Annotated in this window: 20 protein-coding genes and 1 tRNA gene; 3 read left to right on the top strand and 18 right to left on the bottom strand. The window is 41.5% G+C overall.

Annotated features, from left to right (window positions below; genetic code table 11):
- Window positions 1–26: 26 nt before the first annotated feature.
- The 7 genes from gpmI to rpoN form a co-directional block, all read right to left on the bottom strand.
- Window positions 27–1,559 carry a 2,3-bisphosphoglycerate-independent phosphoglycerate mutase gene (gene gpmI, locus AC0VYJ_RS18395; protein ID WP_194218793.1) on the bottom strand — a complete coding sequence of 511 codons (1,533 nt, stop codon included), beginning with the start codon at window positions 1,557–1,559 and terminating at the stop codon, window positions 27–29.
- Entirely contained in the window at window positions 1,552–2,313 is a 762-nt protein-coding gene (gene tpiA, locus AC0VYJ_RS18400) for a triose-phosphate isomerase (protein ID WP_194218792.1), read from the bottom strand. The genes gpmI and tpiA overlap by 8 nt, the downstream gene beginning before the upstream one ends.
- Before the next feature lie 41 nt (window positions 2,314–2,354).
- Window positions 2,355–3,539: a phosphoglycerate kinase gene (locus tag AC0VYJ_RS18405; RefSeq protein ID WP_475365840.1), complete on the bottom strand. Its 1,185-nt coding sequence runs from the start codon at window positions 3,537–3,539 to the stop codon at window positions 2,355–2,357.
- Between the two features lie 133 nt (window positions 3,540–3,672).
- Window positions 3,673–4,680: a type I glyceraldehyde-3-phosphate dehydrogenase gene (gene gap, locus AC0VYJ_RS18410; RefSeq protein ID WP_404683297.1), complete on the bottom strand. Its 1,008-nt coding sequence runs from the start codon at window positions 4,678–4,680 to the stop codon at window positions 3,673–3,675.
- Window positions 4,681–4,727: 47 nt separating this feature from the next.
- Window positions 4,728–5,759, bottom strand: a complete 1,032-nt coding sequence (locus AC0VYJ_RS18415) for a sugar-binding transcriptional regulator (RefSeq protein ID WP_475365841.1) — start codon at window positions 5,757–5,759, stop codon at window positions 4,728–4,730.
- 149 nt (window positions 5,760–5,908) lie between these two features.
- Window positions 5,909–6,145 carry a glutaredoxin family protein gene (locus AC0VYJ_RS18420; protein WP_430244894.1) on the bottom strand — a complete coding sequence of 79 codons (237 nt, stop codon included), beginning with the start codon at window positions 6,143–6,145 and terminating at the stop codon, window positions 5,909–5,911.
- Between the two features lie 84 nt (window positions 6,146–6,229).
- A complete protein-coding gene (rpoN, locus tag AC0VYJ_RS18425) occupies window positions 6,230–7,525 on the bottom strand; it encodes an RNA polymerase factor sigma-54 (RefSeq protein WP_475365842.1) in 1,296 nt (431 codons plus the stop codon).
- A gap of 192 nt (window positions 7,526–7,717) precedes the next feature.
- Here rpoN and AC0VYJ_RS18430 point away from each other — a divergent pair, with 192 nt between their 5' ends.
- A complete protein-coding gene (locus AC0VYJ_RS18430) occupies window positions 7,718–7,999 on the top strand; it encodes a hypothetical protein (RefSeq protein WP_283153603.1) in 282 nt (93 codons plus the stop codon).
- Window positions 8,000–8,161: 162 nt separating this feature from the next.
- Here the strand turns inward: AC0VYJ_RS18430 and AC0VYJ_RS18435 are convergent.
- Window positions 8,162–8,240: transfer RNA gene (locus AC0VYJ_RS18435), tRNA-Arg, on the bottom strand.
- 302 nt (window positions 8,241–8,542) lie between these two features.
- Between AC0VYJ_RS18435 and AC0VYJ_RS18440 the strand changes: the two genes are divergently transcribed.
- Together AC0VYJ_RS18440 and clpP are read left to right on the top strand one after the other, a co-directional pair.
- Window positions 8,543–8,929, top strand: coding sequence for a YhjD family protein (locus AC0VYJ_RS18440; protein WP_475365843.1), 387 nt, complete (start codon window positions 8,543–8,545; stop codon window positions 8,927–8,929).
- A 164-nt stretch (window positions 8,930–9,093) separates the two neighbouring features.
- On the top strand, window positions 9,094–9,678 hold the full coding sequence (gene clpP, locus AC0VYJ_RS18445; RefSeq protein WP_098445023.1) for an ATP-dependent Clp endopeptidase proteolytic subunit ClpP: 585 nt from the start codon (window positions 9,094–9,096) through the stop codon (window positions 9,676–9,678).
- A 206-nt stretch (window positions 9,679–9,884) separates the two neighbouring features.
- Here clpP and AC0VYJ_RS18450 read toward each other — a convergent pair whose 3' ends face one another.
- The 10 genes from AC0VYJ_RS18450 to hisF all read right to left on the bottom strand — a co-directional run bounded on the left by AC0VYJ_RS18450 (window position 9,885) and on the right by hisF (window position 18,633).
- Entirely contained in the window at window positions 9,885–10,139 is a 255-nt protein-coding gene (locus AC0VYJ_RS18450; RefSeq protein ID WP_430244900.1) for an HPr family phosphocarrier protein, read from the bottom strand.
- Window positions 10,140–10,461: 322 nt separating this feature from the next.
- Entirely contained in the window at window positions 10,462–11,403 is a 942-nt protein-coding gene (gene whiA / locus AC0VYJ_RS18455) for a DNA-binding protein WhiA (protein WP_194218784.1), read from the bottom strand.
- A gap of 40 nt (window positions 11,404–11,443) precedes the next feature.
- Window positions 11,444–12,412: a gluconeogenesis factor YvcK family protein gene (locus tag AC0VYJ_RS18460; protein WP_226615241.1), complete on the bottom strand. Its 969-nt coding sequence runs from the start codon at window positions 12,410–12,412 to the stop codon at window positions 11,444–11,446.
- A gap of 1 nt (window position 12,413) precedes the next feature.
- Window positions 12,414–13,304, bottom strand: a complete 891-nt coding sequence (rapZ, locus tag AC0VYJ_RS18465) for an RNase adapter RapZ (RefSeq protein ID WP_194218782.1) — start codon at window positions 13,302–13,304, stop codon at window positions 12,414–12,416.
- 45 nt (window positions 13,305–13,349) lie between these two features.
- On the bottom strand, window positions 13,350–13,823 hold the full coding sequence (locus AC0VYJ_RS18470; protein WP_408962562.1) for an 8-oxo-dGTP diphosphatase: 474 nt from the start codon (window positions 13,821–13,823) through the stop codon (window positions 13,350–13,352).
- Window positions 13,824–14,190: 367 nt separating this feature from the next.
- Window positions 14,191–15,150, bottom strand: coding sequence for a thioredoxin-disulfide reductase (gene trxB / locus AC0VYJ_RS18475; RefSeq protein WP_276511794.1), 960 nt, complete (start codon window positions 15,148–15,150; stop codon window positions 14,191–14,193).
- A gap of 121 nt (window positions 15,151–15,271) precedes the next feature.
- Complete coding sequence (locus AC0VYJ_RS18480) at window positions 15,272–16,852, bottom strand: tetratricopeptide repeat protein (RefSeq protein ID WP_475365844.1); 1,581 nt, start codon at window positions 16,850–16,852, stop codon at window positions 15,272–15,274.
- A gap of 191 nt (window positions 16,853–17,043) precedes the next feature.
- A complete protein-coding gene (locus tag AC0VYJ_RS18485) occupies window positions 17,044–17,181 on the bottom strand; it encodes a hypothetical protein (protein ID WP_165994973.1) in 138 nt (45 codons plus the stop codon).
- 67 nt (window positions 17,182–17,248) lie between these two features.
- Window positions 17,249–17,878: a bifunctional phosphoribosyl-AMP cyclohydrolase/phosphoribosyl-ATP diphosphatase HisIE gene (gene hisIE / locus AC0VYJ_RS18490; RefSeq protein ID WP_194218778.1), complete on the bottom strand. Its 630-nt coding sequence runs from the start codon at window positions 17,876–17,878 to the stop codon at window positions 17,249–17,251.
- Window positions 17,875–18,633, bottom strand: coding sequence for an imidazole glycerol phosphate synthase subunit HisF (hisF, locus tag AC0VYJ_RS18495; protein ID WP_475365845.1), 759 nt, complete (start codon window positions 18,631–18,633; stop codon window positions 17,875–17,877). The genes hisIE and hisF overlap by 4 nt, the downstream gene beginning before the upstream one ends.
- Between the last annotated feature and the right edge of the window lies 1 nt (window position 18,634).

The following is an 18,634-nucleotide window of genomic DNA, read 5'->3' on the forward strand; positions in this document are numbered from 1 at the left end:
AACGTGTCATCTCCTTTAAATGTAAGTTATTTAATTAATGATTTTCCTGTCATTTCCTTCGGTTGCTTGCCGCCAAGCAAATCAAGAAGGGTTGGTGAAAGGTCCGCAAGAATTCCGTCTGTACGAAGCTCAGCACCGTCTTTAGTAACAATAACAGGTACAGGATTCGTTGTATGAGCAGTCATCGCATCGCCATCAAGCGTCGTGACTTCATCAGAGTTCCCGTGGTCAGCGGTAATAATCGCATTTCCGCCTTTTTCTAAAATTTTATCAACGATCTTACCAAGACATTCGTCAACAGCTTCAATCGCTTTGACTGTCGGTTCAAGCATTCCGGAATGCCCTACCATGTCAGGGTTAGCAAAGTTCAAGATAATCGCATCGTGCTTATCGGCATCGAGCTCTTTCAGTAACGCGTCCGTTACTTCGTAGGCACTCATCTCCGGCTTCAAGTCATAGGTTGCAACCTTCGGAGAGTCGATAAGAATGCGCTCTTCCCCAGGAAACTCTTCTTCGCGTCCACCGCTAAAGAAGAAAGTAACGTGTGGGTATTTCTCTGTCTCAGCAATACGCAGCTGCTTGTAGTCCTGCTGAGCTAGTACTTCACCAAGAGTGTTATCAAGGTTTGTTGGTTTGAAAGCAACGTCCCCTCCAACTGTTTCACTAAAACGAGTGAGTGAGACAAAGTGAAGATCTTTCGGACGTTCTTCCCCACGATCGAAACCGCGGAAATCATCATTCGTAAAGACTTGTGAAATCTGGATTGCTCGGTCAGGACGGAAGTTAAAGAAGATTACTGCATCCTCATCATCTACCGTCGCAATCGGTGAACCGTCTTCTTCTGTCATAACGGAAGGAAGAACGAATTCATCATAGATTTCATTCTTGTAATTATCATCAATTAACTCATTTGGATCTTTGTAAGAAGGGCCTTCACCGTATGCCAGGGCACGGTAAGACTTCTCTACGCGATCCCAACGCTTGTCGCGGTCCATGGAATAATAACGTCCTGAGAGAGTCGCAAGACGACCTACTCCGACTTCTTCCATTTTTTCCTCTAACTGCTGAATGTAGGTTTTCGCAGATTGTTGGCCAACATCACGACCATCAAGGAAACCGTGAACATAGACATCTTCTAAACCTTGCTTAGCAGCAAGTTCAAGAAGAGCGAAAAGATGTTTAATGTGACTATGAATACCACCGTCAGAAAGAAGTCCGAACAAGTGTAGGCTTGTCCCTTTTTTCTTCGCATGGTCAATAGCCTCTAGAAATGTTTCGTTCTCGAAGAAGTCGCCTTCTTCAATTGCAAGATTTACTCTTGTTAAGCTTTGATAAACAATGCGTCCTGCACCGATATTCAAGTGGCCAACTTCTGAGTTACCCATTTGTCCGTCTGGAAGACCAACTGCTTTACCACTCGCTTGTAGGGTAGCGTGTGGATATTGGTTCCAGTAACGGTCAAAATTCGGTTTTTTCGCGTGAGCTACGGCATTTCCTTTTTCTTCATCTCTAAGGCCGAAACCATCTAAGATGATTAAAGCTTCTGGCTTTTTAGGCATTCTGACCAGCCTCCAAAAGCTGAAGGAAAGATTTCGCATCAAGACTCGCGCCGCCGACTAAAGCTCCATCAATGTCGGATTTACCCATAAGCTCGTCAATGTTACCAGGTTTCACACTGCCGCCATATTGGATACGGACCGCATTAGCTGTTTCGTCAGACGTTTCGTCTTTAAGGACGCCGCGGATAAATGCACATACATCATTTGCTTGATCGCTTGTTGCTGTTTTGCCAGTTCCAATTGCCCAGATCGGCTCATATGCGATGACAGATTGAGCTACCTGTTCATTTGTAAGACCAGCGATTGCCTTTTGAACTTGTCCTTTAACGACATCTTCTGTTACGTTGCTTTCACGCTGTTCAAGCGTTTCACCAACACAGATGATCGGTGTTAGGTTATGTTTAAACGCTGAATGAGTTTTCTGGTTAACGATTTCGTCCGTTTCACCAAATAGCTCACGGCGTTCAGAGTGACCAAGAATAACATAGCCTACTCCAAGATCGTTAAGTGCGACAGGGCTGATTTCACCTGTAAACGCGCCATTTTCTTCAAAGTGCATGTTTTGAGCACCTACTTGAAGTGCTGTTCCTTCTAGCTCATCCGTTAAATAATCAAGGAAAAGAGCAGGAGCACAGACAACGGAATCTACGCGATCGCCATTAGGAATAAGTCCTTTCACTTCGTCAACAAAGCTTTTTGTTTCCGTAAGTGTTTTGTTCATCTTCCAGTTACCTGCGATGATTGGTTTGCGCATGTTCACTCACCATCCCTTTATAAATTTAAGTCATAAGTATTTTATTTGTCGTTAAGTGCGACAACGCCAGGAAGTTCTTTACCTTCCATAAACTCAAGTGAAGCACCGCCACCAGTAGAGATATGGCTCATTTGATCAGCATAGCCGAATTTCTCAACCGCTGCTGCAGAGTCACCGCCACCAATAACAGAATACGTATCATTTGCATTAGCAAGTGCTTCTGCTACTGCTTTTGTTCCATTAGCGTAAACATCTAGTTCGAATACACCCATAGGGCCGTTCCAGATAACTAGCTTGGAATCAGCAACAACTTTGCTGTACGTTTCTCTTGTTTTTGGTCCAATATCAAGCGCTTCCCAGTCAGAAGGAATTTCTTCGATGTTTACAATTTTCGTGTTTGCATCATTTGAGAAATCGTCGCCAATAACAACGTCTTCTGGCATATAGAAATTAACGCCTTTTTCTTTCGCTTTATCCATGAATGTTTTCGCAAGCTCAATTTTGTCTTCTTCAAGAAGAGAAAGACCGATCTCATGGCCAAGCGCTTTTACGAATGTATAAGCAAGTCCACCACCGATGATCAAGTTGTCCACTTTATCTAGTAGATGATCAATCACACCGATTTTGTCTTTTACTTTCGCTCCACCGATAATTGCAGTAAATGGACGAGAAGGCTCCGTTAGCGCGCTTCCGAGAACTTCAAGTTCTTTTTCCATAAGAAAACCAGCTACAGCAGGAATATGATGAGCGATGCCTTCTGTTGAAGCGTGAGCACGGTGTGCAGCTCCAAAAGCATCATTTACGTAAAGATCTGCCATTGCAGCAAATTTCTTCGCAAGTTCTTCATCATTCTTCTCTTCTCCAGCTTCAAAACGAACATTCTCAATAAGAAGAAGGTCGCCATCTTCAAGACCTGCAATCGCACGGTCTACTTCTTCACCATAGACTGCATCAGTTTTTGTTACTGTTTTGCCAATGAGGTCGCTTAAACGGTCTGCAACCGGATCAAGACGTAACTCATCAACAGCTTCACCTTTAGGACGACCAAGATGGCTTGCAAGGATGACTTTTGCTCCTTGATCAGCCAAATGCTGAATCGTTGGAAGTGCTGCTTTAATGCGCGTTTCATCTGTTACCTTTCCATTATCCATAGGTACATTGAAATCAACGCGACAAAATACCTTTTTGCCTTTTAACTCGACATCACGAATTGACTTTTTGTTCATCACGCATGTCCTCCTCTGCATAAAGTTTTAAAAGGTCGTTTATACCACCTTTTAAATATAGCTATATCGTTAGTAATGACAATGGAAAAGGAGGAAGGCTCAAGACTTCCTCCTCCTCTATTAACAATTCTTATTATAGCCCTTTTGCAGCGATGTAGTCGACTAGATCTACTACACGGTTAGAATAGCCCCACTCGTTGTCGTACCAAGAGATAACTTTAACCATGTTTCCATCGATACCCATTGTAGAAAGACCATCTACGATTGAAGAGTTCGGGTTACCGTTGTAGTCTTTTGATACTAGTGGCTCGTCGCTATAACCAAGGTATCCTTTAAGGTCGCCTTCAGCAGCTTCTTTAAGAGCAGCGTTTACTTCGTCAACTGAAACGTCTTGATCAAGTTCAGCTACAAGGTCAACGATTGATACGTTAGGTGTAGGTACGCGCATAGCCATACCATTCAACTTACCATCAAGCTCTGGAAGTACAAGAGATACTGCTTTAGCAGCGCCTGTAGATGTTGGGATGATATTTTCAGCTGCCGCACGAGCACGACGGTAGTCTTTATGTGGAAGATCAAGAATTTGCTGATCGTTTGTATAAGAGTGAGTTGTAGTCATTAGACCACGCTTAATACCGAACTTGTCGTTCAATACTTTAGCAACTGGTGCAAGACAGTTTGTCGTACAAGATGCGTTTGAGATTACGTGGTGGCTAGCTGCATCGTACTTGTCTTCGTTAACACCTAGAACAACTGTAATATCTTCGTCTTTAGCTGGTGCGGAGATGACAACTTTCTTAGCTCCTGCTTCAAGGTGCTTCGCAGCATCGTCACGGTTTGTGAAACGTCCAGTGGATTCGATTACCACTTCAACACCAAGATCTCCCCATCCAAGTTGTGCTGGGTCGCGCTCAGAAAGAACAGTGATTTCAGTTCCGTTAACTACAAGGTTCTCGCCGTTAACTTCTACTTCAACATTAAGTTCTCCATGTACGGAATCGTATTTTAGAAGGTGTGCAAGCATGTTTGCATCTGTAAGATCGTTTACAGCTACAATATCAACACCAGGGTTGTTTAATGCTGCACGGAATACGTTACGTCCAATACGTCCAAAACCGTTAATACCTACTTTTGTTGCCATTGTGTAGTTCCTCCTTGAATTTCCTCGTTTCCCGAGGTGTGGTTTATTTAATAAAGGGAATCTCCCTCTAATAACGCTTTAGCGGCGCCTTCATCAGTCACAAGGATACTTTGAATCCCCGTCTTAAGATAGGCTTCGATGGCTTTTGCTTTCGAACGGCCGCCGGCTACCGCAATGACTAGTTCACTTCGCTCTAAATCTTCGAGCTGCAGTCCGATCGTTTTCACTTTATGAACGACTTCACCAGACTGATTGAAGTAATACCCGAACGCTTCAGCGACAGCATCCTCACGCTCAATCTTATTAATAACATCAAGCGTAGATTTACGCCTTTGCGCCATCGTTCTAGCTTCCCCAATCCCATGAACCACAATACCGGCAGACTTGATAATCTCAAGGATATCTTTCACGCCAGGCTCTTCAATAAGGGATTGGTATGCTTCTTCGCTCAATTGATCTGGAACATGAAGCAAACGGTAGTCAGTATGGGCTTTTCTTGCCATTTTCGCACAAATTGTGTTGGCCTGATTTTCAACCTGTTCTCCTAGGCCCCCTCGAGCCGGAACAAACAGCGTCCCTTCCATATCTGAGGAAGGAATCATCATATCAGCCACACCTGCGAGCGTGGTACCGCCTGTTACAGCAATCACTCTATCTTTTAGCTGAAACTTTTTCAAGCGTCCCACAGCGGCTCTGCCCATTTCTTTCTTTACCCAGGGGGTCACATCACTATCACCAGGGACAATAAATACTTCCGGAATGCCAAGTTTATCTTTCAAGCGTTTCTCGAGATTATCGAGCCCGGAAACTTCATCCATAACCGGTTCAAGCTCAAGAAGTAGCTGTTCGCCTTCCTCCGTCAGTTGCATACCTTGTACAGACATATGTAGGAGCCCCTGATCTTTAAAGAAAGTGACTTCGCTTCTGAGAACTCGTTCGGTTATACCCAGACTGTTCGCAAGACTTCTACGGCCAATTGGCTGCATTAGCCTCAACTGTCTTAATACCCGAAAGCGCTTATTCATAACATCTAACATGTCCGGCAATAATTTTTGTTGAAGTGACAATAATGAGCGCATAATTCGTCTCCCCTGCTGTTCTTCTTTTCCTCGAGACGTATTATGTCCCGCTTAGACATTTTTAGTCCCACCTGGATCAAAAAGAACTTCTTACAATTTTCATTGTAGCAGTTGCCAAAAGTATGGGCAACTATGTTATACTGAAATCTTTAAAGTAAGCGTTTTCTTATCGATTTTTTTGAAATGCGACCATAATCCACTACTTCCTCATCGATTTCAACGACGGGGATCATCAGCATAAACTTTTCTAACAGTGCCTCATCCTTATAAATATCAACTATCTGAAGAGAGAACATTTCCTCTTCCTGAAGCTCAAGAAGTAGTTCATATGCTTCATCACAAAGTGGGCATGTCTCTTTCGAATATAAAATAACCGATTTTTCCACACGTTAAACCTCCCTTCATTACTTTACTAGTTTACTCAGACAGCCTTTCGAACGCAAAAAAAAAAAAAGCGACTAGTGTAGCCGCTACGAAAATCGTTTTCGTTTCGATGAGCTTAAGATCTTTAACTCATCTCGATACTTTGCAATCGTACGCCTCGATACTTCAATCCCTTTCTGGATATGAAGAGCTTCTACAATCTTTTGATCTGATAATGGTTTCATCTTATTCTCGTTCTCCACAAGTTCCTTAATGAATAGCTTTACACTAGAGGAAGAAGCAGCTTCTCCAGACTCACTAGACAGTTTGGAAGTAAATAAGTCCTTTAAGGCGAAAAGACCATGTGGCGTTTGAACGTATTTGCTTTTAATCGCTCGACTTACCGTGGACTCGTGGACATCTGCTTCCATCGCTACTTCCCTCAAGGTTATTGGTGAAAGCTCACTAATCCCATTTCTCAAAAAATTTTGTTGGTGAACAATAAAAACGCCCATTATTGCTCGAAGCGTTTGCTTTCTTTGCTCAATACTTTTTAATAACCAGCTGACTTGCTGATATTTATCCTTTAGATACTCTTCCGCTTCGTTATTTTTAAAAGAACGGTAGGCGTTGCTCACTTTCATTGCTGGTAAATCGTCATCAAGTAATGCAATAGAGAATCTACCATTTTTCTCTTCTATCATGACATCTGGAACAATGTAGGATGGTTTATCAATACCCCACTTTGATCCTGGACGAGGATCGAGATCAGCTACTATATCCGCAGCCCGCTGTATCTGCTCCACAGGAACATGAAATTCTCTCGAGAGTTCACGATATTTCTTTTCTGCTAGCGCTTTCAAATGATAGGAAACAAGATCTCGAGCAAGCTCGAAAATTTCTCCCGACTCATTTAACTGTAAAAAGAGACATTCGGAAAGTGAGCGCGCCCCTATACCTGGTGGGTCAAGTAATTGAATCTCTCTAATGGCTTCAGTGATCTCAAAGTGCTCGACATTAAAGTAATTCATTACCTCCGTCTCATTTATTCTTAAGTAACCACTTTCATCAATATTATCAATTAAATAATGCACAACGGCTTCCCTTTTACGTGGAAAGTGTAGACACCTCGCCTGATCGTGTAACTCATCATGCAAACTTTTTCTTGTTTCAGCGTATTCGAGTGGATCTTTTTTAAGCCCCGTATCATAAGAGCGTTTTGAAGAACGAACGCCACCATCCCATGAAGGGGAGTGTAATTCAATTAATGGATTTTCAAGAGCCTGTTCTTTCACGTACTCCAGTAATTCGACCGTAGAATATTGGAGTATAGAAATCGCTTGATGCAACTGGGTTGTCATGACTAATTTCGTTGTCTGCTTTTGTATCAATCCTAATTCCATCGCAATCCCTCCACCTTCATCATACTATATCGCTTCATTTTATGGTATGAAAAAAATGAAAATGACCAGAATTTTCTGTTTTTTAAAAGGGGATTTTGACACCATTTTTAAAGAAAATGATGAAATAGCCCGTCCCTTAGTCAAATTTCTACATAAACTGTCTTATAGAGAGAGAAAAAGGAGGCAAATGCCATGGATTTAGCTGTATATGGAATTGCTTTGCTTCCAGTCATCATTGGAGTTGTACACCTTTTTAAGGTGTTTGGTTTTCCGGTAAGGTTCTTACCGATTCTTTCCATTGGAATCGGAATTGTAATGAGCCACATTTATGTTGAACCGGAAGACTTCAAAAAAGCCTTCTTTATAGGATTATGGCTTGGACTATGCGCTACTGGAATGCACTCAGGCTTCAAACACACGATGAGTGGAGCAATCAGCAAAGGACATGACGATGACAAAGATAAGCCCTGTTAGAAGGTAAGACTGATCGCAAGAAGAGTGGACGAGTTCTACTCTTCTTTTTTTTCTGTTCAAAATGAAGGATACTATTCATTCCCTGGATCTAAGCGAACAAAGATGACATTTATCATAAAAAAATCCCCTTCACACTAGCGAAAGGGATTGGAATTATGTATTTGGTGCGCCCGGAGGGATTCGAACCCCCGACTGACGCGGTACCGGAAACCACCGCTCTATCCGACTGAGCTACGGGCGCGCTTCATTAGCGCAAGGATTATTATACGATATGCCCCCTTTTTTTGCAAGGTGAATTTCATAGCTTCCAAGTGACGATCAATGAGTAATCAATAGTGTATAAGAGCATTTTATCTATACCATGTTAATGAACGCTGTTGCTTTTTTGCTCTGGTGAACGGTGAGATATTAACAATATTGGCCAAAGCTATTATCCAAACATTTCATTCATATCATAGAAAAGGTATCGCTTCAGTTCTTGACGTCTCACCTGTCTCATAGTAAAGTTATACCAAACATATGTTCTGTTAGGTGGGGATGATCATGTTCCAATTAAGTAAAGAAGAAACGAAGGCATTAAGAAACTACCTCTTACTTCCTTACCTGAAAAGAGTGCTGGAAATTGACACGAAATGGGTGAACCATTCGAAAATGAAACTTCCGCGCCCTTATCTGGAACTAATTCATGCCGCTATAACGTTAGCCTCCTCTGACTTAAAATGGGCAAAAGCAATGCTTCATGATAGAGGAATCCGCGTCTATATAGAAGATACGAAAGAAGATGTTGTGATTTGCAAAGTATATTGTCGAGGTTACAATCAAACATACCGCTATTCTTCCATTCAAATACGTAATCAGGTAGAAAGACGAATTTTAGCCTACTTTTTAGCAGACGATCGATTAAAAAAAAGGAACATTCGCTCTGTTTAAAATAAAGGGATGCGGGGAAAATGGGTGTATGTGGTTAAAGAAAAATCAAACCCTTTTCATCGTTTAAAAAATAGGACAGCACTTTATTTGACCTATACTGACCTTTTAGGTATGATGAACATACAGCAACTACATATTCCACAAATATAAGGGAGGAATTTAAAATGGTTTTAATTCCAACGGTAATTGAACAAACAAACCGCGGTGAGAGAGCGTACGACATTTATTCTCGTCTTCTTAAGGACCGTATTATTATGCTAGGAACAGCAATTGACGACAACGTATCAAACGCAGTCGTTGCACAACTTCTTTTCCTTGCTGCTGAAGACCCAGATAAAGACATCTCACTTTATATCAACAGCCCTGGTGGTTCAATCACTGCAGGTATGGCGATTTACGATACTATGCAATTCATTAAGCCAAAAGTATCAACAATCTGCATCGGTATGGCTGCTTCAATGGGTGCCTTCCTACTTGCTGCTGGTGAACCTGGTAAGCGCTATGCTCTACCAAACAGTGAAGTAATGATTCACCAACCGCTCGGTGGTACTCAAGGTCAGGCTTCTGACATTGAAATTCACGCAAAACGCATCATCCAAATGCGCGAGAAGCTAAACAAAATTCTTTCTGAGCGCACAGGTCAACCACTTGAAACAATCGATCGCGACACAGATCGTGACCGTTTCATGGAAGCGACTGAAGCGAAAGAATACGGCTTGATTGATGAAGTAATGGAAAAGAAAGCATAAGATAGACCCTAAAAAGCCTTTCCCTACATTGTTGGGAAAGGCTTTTTCTTTCTTAGAATAGGCGTTGTTTTTGAACCATCTGCTATTTGAGCAGCCAATGAACCACAATGGATGATCCCACTCTCTATAACTCTATTCTCTTAAGAATGTTTCGCAACGTTAACAATTTAATGCAAAACAAAAAACTGGCACACAGCCAGGTTTTGCTAATCTTTTTGAATAAAATCAATTAATGAAGACATCGCATCTTCTTCATCATTACCATCAACAGTTAAAATAACAGAAGAACCAGTACCAACAGCAAGGCTCATGATGCCCATGATGCTTTTGGCATTAACTTTTTTACCGTCCTTCTCAAGGAAGATATCCGAGTTAAATCGGTTTGCTTCCTGTACAAACAGAGCTGCTGGACGTGCCTGTAATCCTGTATCCAAAGTAACCACAACTTCTTTTTGAATCACTTGTTCATTCCTCCCCTTATTTAAAACAGTCGATCAGAACACCAGAAGCGCTATACCAGTTTCCCTTGCACTCGCCACTTTCAAACTAAAGCTATGATAGCTCATTTTGTGGCCTCTCGATTTTAAATTTACTAAAGTGTTAAATTACCTAAAAAAGTAAGCGCTATCTCGAAAGGTGAAAAATTTAGAAAAACGCTATTTCCAATGCTTTCATTAAGAAAAATAGGGTTTTTCTTTGAAGATTCATGCTATCTATTGTACTGCTAGAAAACAACCTTCCACCATTATAGGTGGAAGCTTTTTTCTAACTTGTCCGAAAGGCTTAGGAGATCGGTTTACCATCACGAAGCTTATCTGCAATCTGGTCAATCTTTCGTAATCTATGATTGATTCCTGATTTACTAATAGCTCCTCCAGTAACCATCTCACCGAGTTCTTTCAGTGTAACATCTTGATGCTTCACGCGAAGTTCAGCGATCTCTCTTAACTTATCAGGAAGAATTTCTAAACCAACTTCCTTTTGGATGAAGCGAATATTCTCAACCTGTCGAAAAGCCGCGCCTACCGTTTTATTCAAATTAGCCGTTTCGCAATTCACGATTCGATTAACAGAATTCCGCATGTCTTTCATAATGCGTACATCCTCAAAATAGAGCAGCGCCTGATGGGCACCGACAACACTTAAGAACTCTGTAATCTTCTCGCCTTCTTTGATATAAACGATATACCCTTTCTTTCGCTCAAGCATTTTCGCATTTAATCCAAATTCATTCATTAAGTTACAAAGCGATTCCGTATGCTCTTCGTACATTGAGAAGATCTCAAGATGATAAGAGGTTTCAGGATGATTGATTGATCCCCCCGCAAGAAATGCTCCTCTTAGATAAGAACGTTTGCAACAAGACTTCTTGGTAAAATCCTTTGAGATTACTCTAGTGAACGTAAAGGCGTTATCCATTATACCGAGATCTTCAAGGAGATCTCTTGCTTTGGCTGAGACACGGACAATGTATACATTGTTTTTCTTCAGCCTCATTTTTTTACGGACAAGTAGTTCAACATCGAAGTTGTATATCCGCTTAATGAGCGTATAAATTCTTCTTGCAATGGCAGCATGTTCAGTCGGAATGTTTAGAATCAGCTGTCTGTTACCAAACGAGATCGATCCATTCATTCGAATAAGTGCTGCTAGTTCTGATCTTGCACAGCAAGGTTTACTTTCTAACTGCGTCAATTCTTTCTTTGTATCAGCAGCAAATGACATTGCCATCCCCCCTTTTTCATGCAGGGGCCCCACTGACCCATCATGATCTTTTATCGTCTAATAAGGATAAAAGAATCGATGATATTTCCTTCGCATCATGGCGTACATATTTCTCATCGTATTGAATAATTTTATCACTGATTACATGAAAACCAAAGCTCTTTAGACGATTTTCGTCATATTGCACAACCTCTGCTCGTTCTTGTGCATAACGTTTTGCATAGAAAGATGGAATCATTTCCTCATTTACAATAATCGTATCCATAAGTTTATAGCCGATGTGATCAATGAGTGCCTGCACGTGGTCACTCGCCGTATAGTTTTCCGTTTCACCTAGCTGAGTCATAACGTTACAAACATACACTTTCCTTGCCTTAGACTGCTGAATTTCCTCAGCAATGCCCGGAACAAGTAAATTCGGTAGAATACTTGTATATAGACTACCTGGCCCAAGAACAATCAAATCAGCTTCACGAATAGCTTGTAGAGATTCGGGGAGCGCTTTGATGCCTGGTGGTGAAAGAAATACCCTCTTAATTGCTTTATTTACCTTTGGAATTTGTGATTCACCTTGAACAAAAGTACCATCACGCATTTCAGCATGTAAAACAATACTTCGATTTGATGCAGGAAGAACTTCACCACGTACGTTAAGAACGCGGCACATTTCTCTAACTCCTGTTACAAAATCACCAGTAATGTCCGTCATGGCGGCTAACATTAGGTTGCCAAGGGAATGACCTGATAGTCCATTCCCATTTTTAAACCGATGTTGCATAAGTCCTTCTAACAGAGGTTCAACCTCCGATAACGCTGTAATAACATTTCGTACATCACCTGGAGGAGGTATATCAAACTCATCACGTAATCGACCTGAACTTCCTCCGTCGTCAGCTACAGTGACAATCGCAGTAATGTCGACAGGAAACTTTTTAAGTCCACGAAGAAGTACCGATAGGCCTGTTCCTCCACCAATGACAACAGCCTTTGGCAGATTAGTGTCATCCATATTATTTATGACCCTTCCCTTTTTCGATATCCCTGTGCGTAATATTCGTGCGATACTCTGTTTCGAAATGGTGACCAATGTGTTCTGCAAATGCAACAGATCGATGCTTTCCACCCGTACATCCAATCCCAATGACGAGCTGGCTCTTCCCTTCTCGTTTATATTGAGGAAGCATATACGCAAGCATATCAATTAATTTAGCTAGAAATGTTTGTGTTTCTTTCCACTTAAATACATAGTTCGCGACTTCTTCTTCCACACCTGTTTTTGGACGCAAATGCTCCACATAGTGTGGGTTTGGTAGAAAACGAATGTCAAAGACTAGATCAGCATCGATTGGAATACCGTATTTAAATCCAAACGACATCACATTGACACCAAAGTTCTCTTTCTCATTGTTCGAGAATCGGTCCATGATTTTTTCTCTTAGCTGAACTGGCTTAATGTCGCTCGTATCAATAATTTGCTGAGAGCGCCCTTTTAGCTCTTCAAGCATTTCTCTTTCTTTCTTAATGCCTTCTAGCGGCAAACCTTCTGGTGCAAGCGGATGAGAACGTCTTGTTTCTTTATAGCGCCTGACAAGTGTTGAGTCCTTTGAATCAAGGAAAAGAATCTCCGCATCAAGACGCTCATGTGAATCGAGGTGATCAACAGCTTCCACGAGATGGTCAAAGAAATCCCCACCACGCAAATCCATCACGAGTGCTACTTTATTTAATTTCCCTTCCGAACCGTCAACCATTTCAACGAACTTCGGTAAGAGCGCGGGTGGCAGATTATCAATACAGAAATAGCCGATATCTTCAAAACACTGCATTGCCACTGTCTTACCAGCACCACTCATTCCTGTAATAATGACCATATGAATGCGTTTATCAATCGAATCGGTCATTTTCCCCACTCCGTTTCTCAATTTCTCTTATTGTGACACTTCTATTTAAGACGGATCTAATCGATATGAAAGAAGTTTAAAGTCAGGTGTATAAGTAAATGTACCGTAAATAATGCCGTGACCCTTCATCATATAATCAAGTATATGATAATCACCTGGGGCCATTGGAAGCTCACTAACATCATTTGTATTTACCCAGGAGACTTTTCCTTCATCTGATTTCTCAACTGGCTCGCCATCGTACTCCGTTGCAAGAAACGTAAACATCATCCATTCTGATTTTGTTACTTCATTTTCTTTAATAATGAATGTGAAAATGCCTTTTAGTTTTGGGTTCTTTAAATAGACACCAGTCTCTTCTCGAAACTCTCGGATCACTGAGTCACGGATTGATTCTTCCGATTCCATTTTTCCACCTGGTGCAACCCACCATCCGCGTCTTGGCTTTTGTAGTAAAAGTACTCGATCATTTGCTTCGTCATTTAAAATACAGTTTGTTACACGTTGCACAATTGTCACCTCAATTCAATTATCCGATTTTTATATGAAAGCCTTATGTGCTCAGACTTCTAGATTTTCTATACATAGTATACTATGATTGCTTATCATGAACAATGAGATCGGTTTGGAGAAGCTGTTACGAACCGTCTCAACTCCACAAAAAAAAGAGCACGGAGCATATGCCCGTGCCAATGAATGAATCTATTTAAAGGGGGTTAAATCTATTTATAGTTTACCCCATTTGTATTTCACCGCTGTTACAGCGAAATTAAAAGCGAATGACGCGGTGACAGGCACCACCCGATACCGCTCGAAAGCTGTCGAAATAAGGTTTATGGGTAAATGTAAAGCCGGGAATCATGAAATTCCCGGCTTCGTTTTGGTATTAAACTAACGCTTCTTTTCCAGCGTCTTCTAGTGATTCAATGTAGTGCTGAACAGATTGTGCAGCAATACTTCCATCACCAGTAGCTGTTACGATTTGACGAAGCATTTTGTCTCGAATGTCACCAGCTGCATAGATGCCTGGAACCTTCGTCGCCATGTTTTCATCTGTTACGATATAACCTTCTTCATTTGTAATCTCAAGTCCGCTAACGGCCTGATTTAATGGAAGCATACCGATGTAGATAAAGACGCCATCTGCACTGAATTCACGCTCTTCGCCCGTTACAGTGTTCACAAGAAGCGTTTTGCTCACTTTCCCATTTTCACCTAGAATTTCTTTGATTGTATGATTCCAGATAAAGTCGATTTTTTCATTATCAAACGCACGTTGCTGAAGAATCTTCTGTGCTCTTAGCTGATCACGTCTGTGTACAATCGTTACTTTAGATGCAAATCGAGTAAGATACACACCTTCCTCAACAGCAGAGTCTCCTCCACCTACAACAACGAGTTCTTTGTTTTTAAAGAAAGCCCCGTCACAAACTGCGCAATAAGATACGCCACGACCACTGTACTCAGCTTCACCAGGTACACCAATTTTCTTGTATTCAGCTCCGCTTGTTACAATAATGGCTTTCGCGTGGAATTCTTGATTTCCGGAGACAACTGTTTTGTAATCACCATTATCTCGAATTTCTTTTACATCACCATATTGATATTGAGCGCCAAATTTCTTCGCGTGCTCAAACATTTTTGTAGATAGATCTGGACCAAGAATACTATCAAATCCTGGATAGTTTTCTACATCTTCTGTATTTGCCATTTGTCCGCCCGGAATCCCGCGTTCAATCATAAGAACATCGAGATTAGCACGAGAAGTGTATACAGCTGCAGTCATACCTGCAGGACCGGCACCGACAATAATGACATCATAAATTTTTTCACTCATCTGTTTCACTTCCTTCACGTTTCTAATAGTAATTTAATTATATTCATTATTAAAAAGTAATGTTTCTTATTTAGAATCATATCCGATTAGTAGAAAAAAGTCTAATAGGATGCTCATCATACCTAGTGTTCTAAAGTAATCGAGTTAACTTTTTACGATAGGCATAAACTGTTGACCCAGATACACCGAACGCATTTGCTACGTCGATTTGAGTCACATCCGTTTGGTTAACTTTATGCCACATGTAGAGCATGGCTGCAGCAGTGGCTTTCTGATTCTGAAATGCTTTGCCACTTTCTGAAAGCTTAACATAACAAGGTAACCAGATCATCGCAATTAGCTCATGCAAATCTGAGTCACTGATGTCTGCCTGCTCGAGCTCAGCAATCACACGCATACCTGAAAGAACATGATCAGGGAAGTCTGTCTGTGTGTAAACCATATATTCATCTTTTTCATTTACAATTTGAACTGGTTCATCAGAAAGCGTAAGCGCAATATAAGCTGACAGTTCTTTTACAATAAGGGGCTCATCTTTACGTCTGCAATACGATTGCAGAATTGATGCGCCTTCAGGATCACGTCTTGTATAGAGCAGCATAAGATGCGTCATTCTCGAATAATAATCGTGTTTCGCTTCATGCTCCTCTGCGACCGACATCTGGGATCGATAGCTTAGCTGATTTTTATCAAGCTTCCCTTGCTCTAGTTCAGCAAGATAGCGGCTCGCCATTTCATTAGATGATTCCACTTGCTGCATTTTTTTCCAATTACGTCTCGCAAGATCAGGACGATCGAGGTGAAAAGCAGAGACAGCCAGCCAATGATAGAATGGTGCATCCCATGTGTGTCGTGTTACTTCTGCTTTACGTAGCCAGTGATATGCTAGCTCATGTTGACCTAGGAATCCAAATGTACTCCCTAGCTTATATGAATGATCAGGATGAATCGGATAAACATTCTTCAACCGTTCAAGCATGACATCACGTTTGACATGTTGCCCAAGGAAATCATAGAAAAGCGTGAGATTACAAACCGCATTCAAGTTTCCTTCATTTTTCGTCAGAACATCATCTAGTACTTGAATAGCTTCCTCATATTGCTCGCTATAAAAATAAGCTAGCGCAAGATTGTTATAGGCAGGCCAGAATTCAGAGTAAACCTCCGTCATCCGCTCCAGTAAATCTATGGCATCAAGAAATTGGCCGGATTCAATGGCTTTACGTGCAGCTTCATGTTCTTGAATCAGCTGCTCTTCTTCACCAATCTCCTGAGGTAAATCTTCCGACTGCTCGAATAAAATAAGATCTACGAGCTCTTCTGCGTCTTCAATAAATTCTCCGTCAGGTTCGTGTTCAAGGTAAGTTCGCGCATTCTCTTCCGTTTGTTTAAACAGACCCATATGTGCGTAATTGTTCGCAAGAAAAAAGTAGCAATCATAGTATTCAGGATCAAGATCGTCAAGTACAAATTTGAGCCATTCATTTGATGCTTCATATTCGCCTAATTCCCACAGGACCGCTGCAAGTTGACATATATAATCGACTTCTTCGGGGACAAGTTTAACCGCACGTTCAAGATGCTGTTTTGCTTTATCCAAATTCCGTTGCTGATAGGCTCTCATAGCCTTTTTATAAAAATAATCTCCGTCCTGAACGAACGGAATCAGTCGGCCTTTCATTTCCGAAGAAGCATGAAGTTCTTTCCTCATGTTTCCCCCCAATAATTTCGCTTCGAATAATTCTATTACCAGTCATATCCGTTCAAAAGTATAACATACATCAGGGTGAAGTCATAAAAGAAAATAAGTAGTAAAACCTGGCTAGCGGCACACTCAAGCTAACTAAATTGTTTCTTTCTGTCCCAATTGCCCAAAATAAAAACGAGCTCCGCGGCTCGCTTTTATTTCCACATATCTTTTTTGCGCTTTGAAATTTCTTGCGCAATAAAACCAATTCCCATTCCAAGCAGTACACCAGGTCCTGGCTGTCCGAGAAAAAGCCCAATAGCAAGTCCCACAAACATAAACCCTACAAACATACGACCTCTCTCCATTTCTCGTAATTGAATTTACTCTTATCTACGATCAAAAGAGAATAAAGTTTCATTACTTCGAAGCGTGTCGTTCCTCAAGTACTTGAAGGACGTCATCAAGCGAACATTCCTGCTCTCTTAACAGAACCATCCAGTGGAAAATGAGATCCGCTGATTCCCACGTAAGTTCTTCGTGGTCGCGGTTTTTCGCTGCAATAATAACTTCAGAAGCCTCTTCTCCTACCTTCTTCAGTATTTTATCGACACCTTCCTTAAAGAGATACGTAGTATACGCCCCTTCAGGACGCTCTGCTTCTCTTTTCGCAATCACTTCTTCAAGCGTATTGAGTATGGCGAAGCGATCAGCGTCCGGCTTTACTTCTTCTGAAAGTAAGGAATCATTGAAGCAAGAATAGGTTCCTTTATGACAGGCAGGTCCCGCAGGGTTCACAAGTACAAGGACGGCGTCTTGATCGCAGTCATAACGTAGATCCAATACCTGTTGCGTATTACCTGAAGTCTCTCCTTTATGCCAGAGTTCTTCACGAGAGCGACTGTAAAACCACGTTTCTTTTGTTTCAATCGTTTTCGTAAGGGACTCTTTGTTCATATAAGCAAGTGTGAGAACTTCTTTACTTGCTGCATCCTGTACAATCGCTGGCACTAGACCTTTTTCATCAAATTGGATCATTTCGGTATTCATCGAATCGCCACCCCGTTTTGTTTTAAGTAATCTTTCACATGTGATAGAGAGGTTTCTTTATAATGGAAGATGGACGCCGCAAGAGCAGCATCTGCTGAAGCATCATGGAAGACTTCAAGAAAATCTTCTGATGACCCTGCTCCTCCTGATGCAATCACTGGAATTGAGACGGCATCACCAACTGCTTTCGTTAAAGGAACATCAAAACCATCTTTACTGCCATCCGCATTCATACTAGTTAGTAATATTTCTCCTGCTCCCATTTCCTGTGCTTTGATTGCCCACTCAACTGCATCCCAATCCGTCGCAGTCCGACCACCGTGCGTATACACACGCCATGATTTCGTCTCATCTTCCCACTTCGCGTCAATCGCCACAACCATGCACTGCGTTCCAAAATAATCGGCGCCTTCACGGATCAATTCCGGACGAAGAACTGCTGCAGTATTCATGGATACTTTATCCGCTCCGGCACGAAGTACACGCTTCATATCCTCAAGCTTATTAATGCCTCCACCAACGGTGAAAGGAATGGCAAGCTCTGCTGCAACTTGTCTTACCACATCAACCATCGTTTCTCTTCCTTCATGAGAAGCTGATATATCTAGAAAAACGAGTTCATCAGCGCCTTCTTCATCATACACTCTTGCTAATTCAACTGGATCACCTGCGTCTCTCAGACCAACAAATTGGATACCTTTCACAACGCGGCCGTCTTTTACATCAAGACATGGAATAATTCGCTTTGTTAGCATG

It is taken from the genome of Anaerobacillus sp. 63XJN7_5_ISO-PGPR-S23-430 (assembly GCF_056173695.1).

Bases quoted from the DNA above. Each gene is read 5' to 3' on its own strand.
- AC0VYJ_RS18485 (WP_165994973.1), bottom strand. From the start codon at position 17,181: ATGTTTGTAGGGTTTATGTTTGTGGGACTTGCTATTGGGCTTTTTCTC.
- AC0VYJ_RS18480 (WP_475365844.1), bottom strand. From the start codon at position 16,852: ATGAGGAAAGAACTTCATGCTTCTTCGGAAATGAAAGGCCGACTGATT.
- rapZ (WP_194218782.1), bottom strand. From the start codon at position 13,304: ATGACCGATTCGATTGATAAACGCATTCATATGGTCATTATTACAGGA.
- hisF (WP_475365845.1), bottom strand. From the start codon at position 18,633: ATGCTAACAAAGCGAATTATTCCATGTCTTGATGTAAAAGACGGCCGC.
- AC0VYJ_RS18440 (WP_475365843.1), top strand. From the start codon at position 8,543: ATGTTCCAATTAAGTAAAGAAGAAACGAAGGCATTAAGAAACTACCTC.
- AC0VYJ_RS18430 (WP_283153603.1), top strand. From the start codon at position 7,718: ATGGATTTAGCTGTATATGGAATTGCTTTGCTTCCAGTCATCATTGGA.
- hisIE (WP_194218778.1), bottom strand. From the start codon at position 17,878: ATGAATACCGAAATGATCCAATTTGATGAAAAAGGTCTAGTGCCAGCG.
- rpoN (WP_475365842.1), bottom strand. From the start codon at position 7,525: ATGGAATTAGGATTGATACAAAAGCAGACAACGAAATTAGTCATGACA.
- gap (WP_404683297.1), bottom strand. From the start codon at position 4,680: ATGGCAACAAAAGTAGGTATTAACGGTTTTGGACGTATTGGACGTAAC.
- tpiA (WP_194218792.1), bottom strand. From the start codon at position 2,313: ATGCGCAAACCAATCATCGCAGGTAACTGGAAGATGAACAAAACACTT.
- whiA (WP_194218784.1), bottom strand. From the start codon at position 11,403: ATGTCATTTGCTGCTGATACAAAGAAAGAATTGACGCAGTTAGAAAGT.
- AC0VYJ_RS18405 (WP_475365840.1), bottom strand. From the start codon at position 3,539: ATGAACAAAAAGTCAATTCGTGATGTCGAGTTAAAAGGCAAAAAGGTA.
- gpmI (WP_194218793.1), bottom strand. From the start codon at position 1,559: ATGCCTAAAAAGCCAGAAGCTTTAATCATCTTAGATGGTTTCGGCCTT.
- clpP (WP_098445023.1), top strand. From the start codon at position 9,094: ATGGTTTTAATTCCAACGGTAATTGAACAAACAAACCGCGGTGAGAGA.
- AC0VYJ_RS18415 (WP_475365841.1), bottom strand. From the start codon at position 5,759: ATGCGCTCATTATTGTCACTTCAACAAAAATTATTGCCGGACATGTTA.
- AC0VYJ_RS18460 (WP_226615241.1), bottom strand. From the start codon at position 12,412: ATGGATGACACTAATCTGCCAAAGGCTGTTGTCATTGGTGGAGGAACA.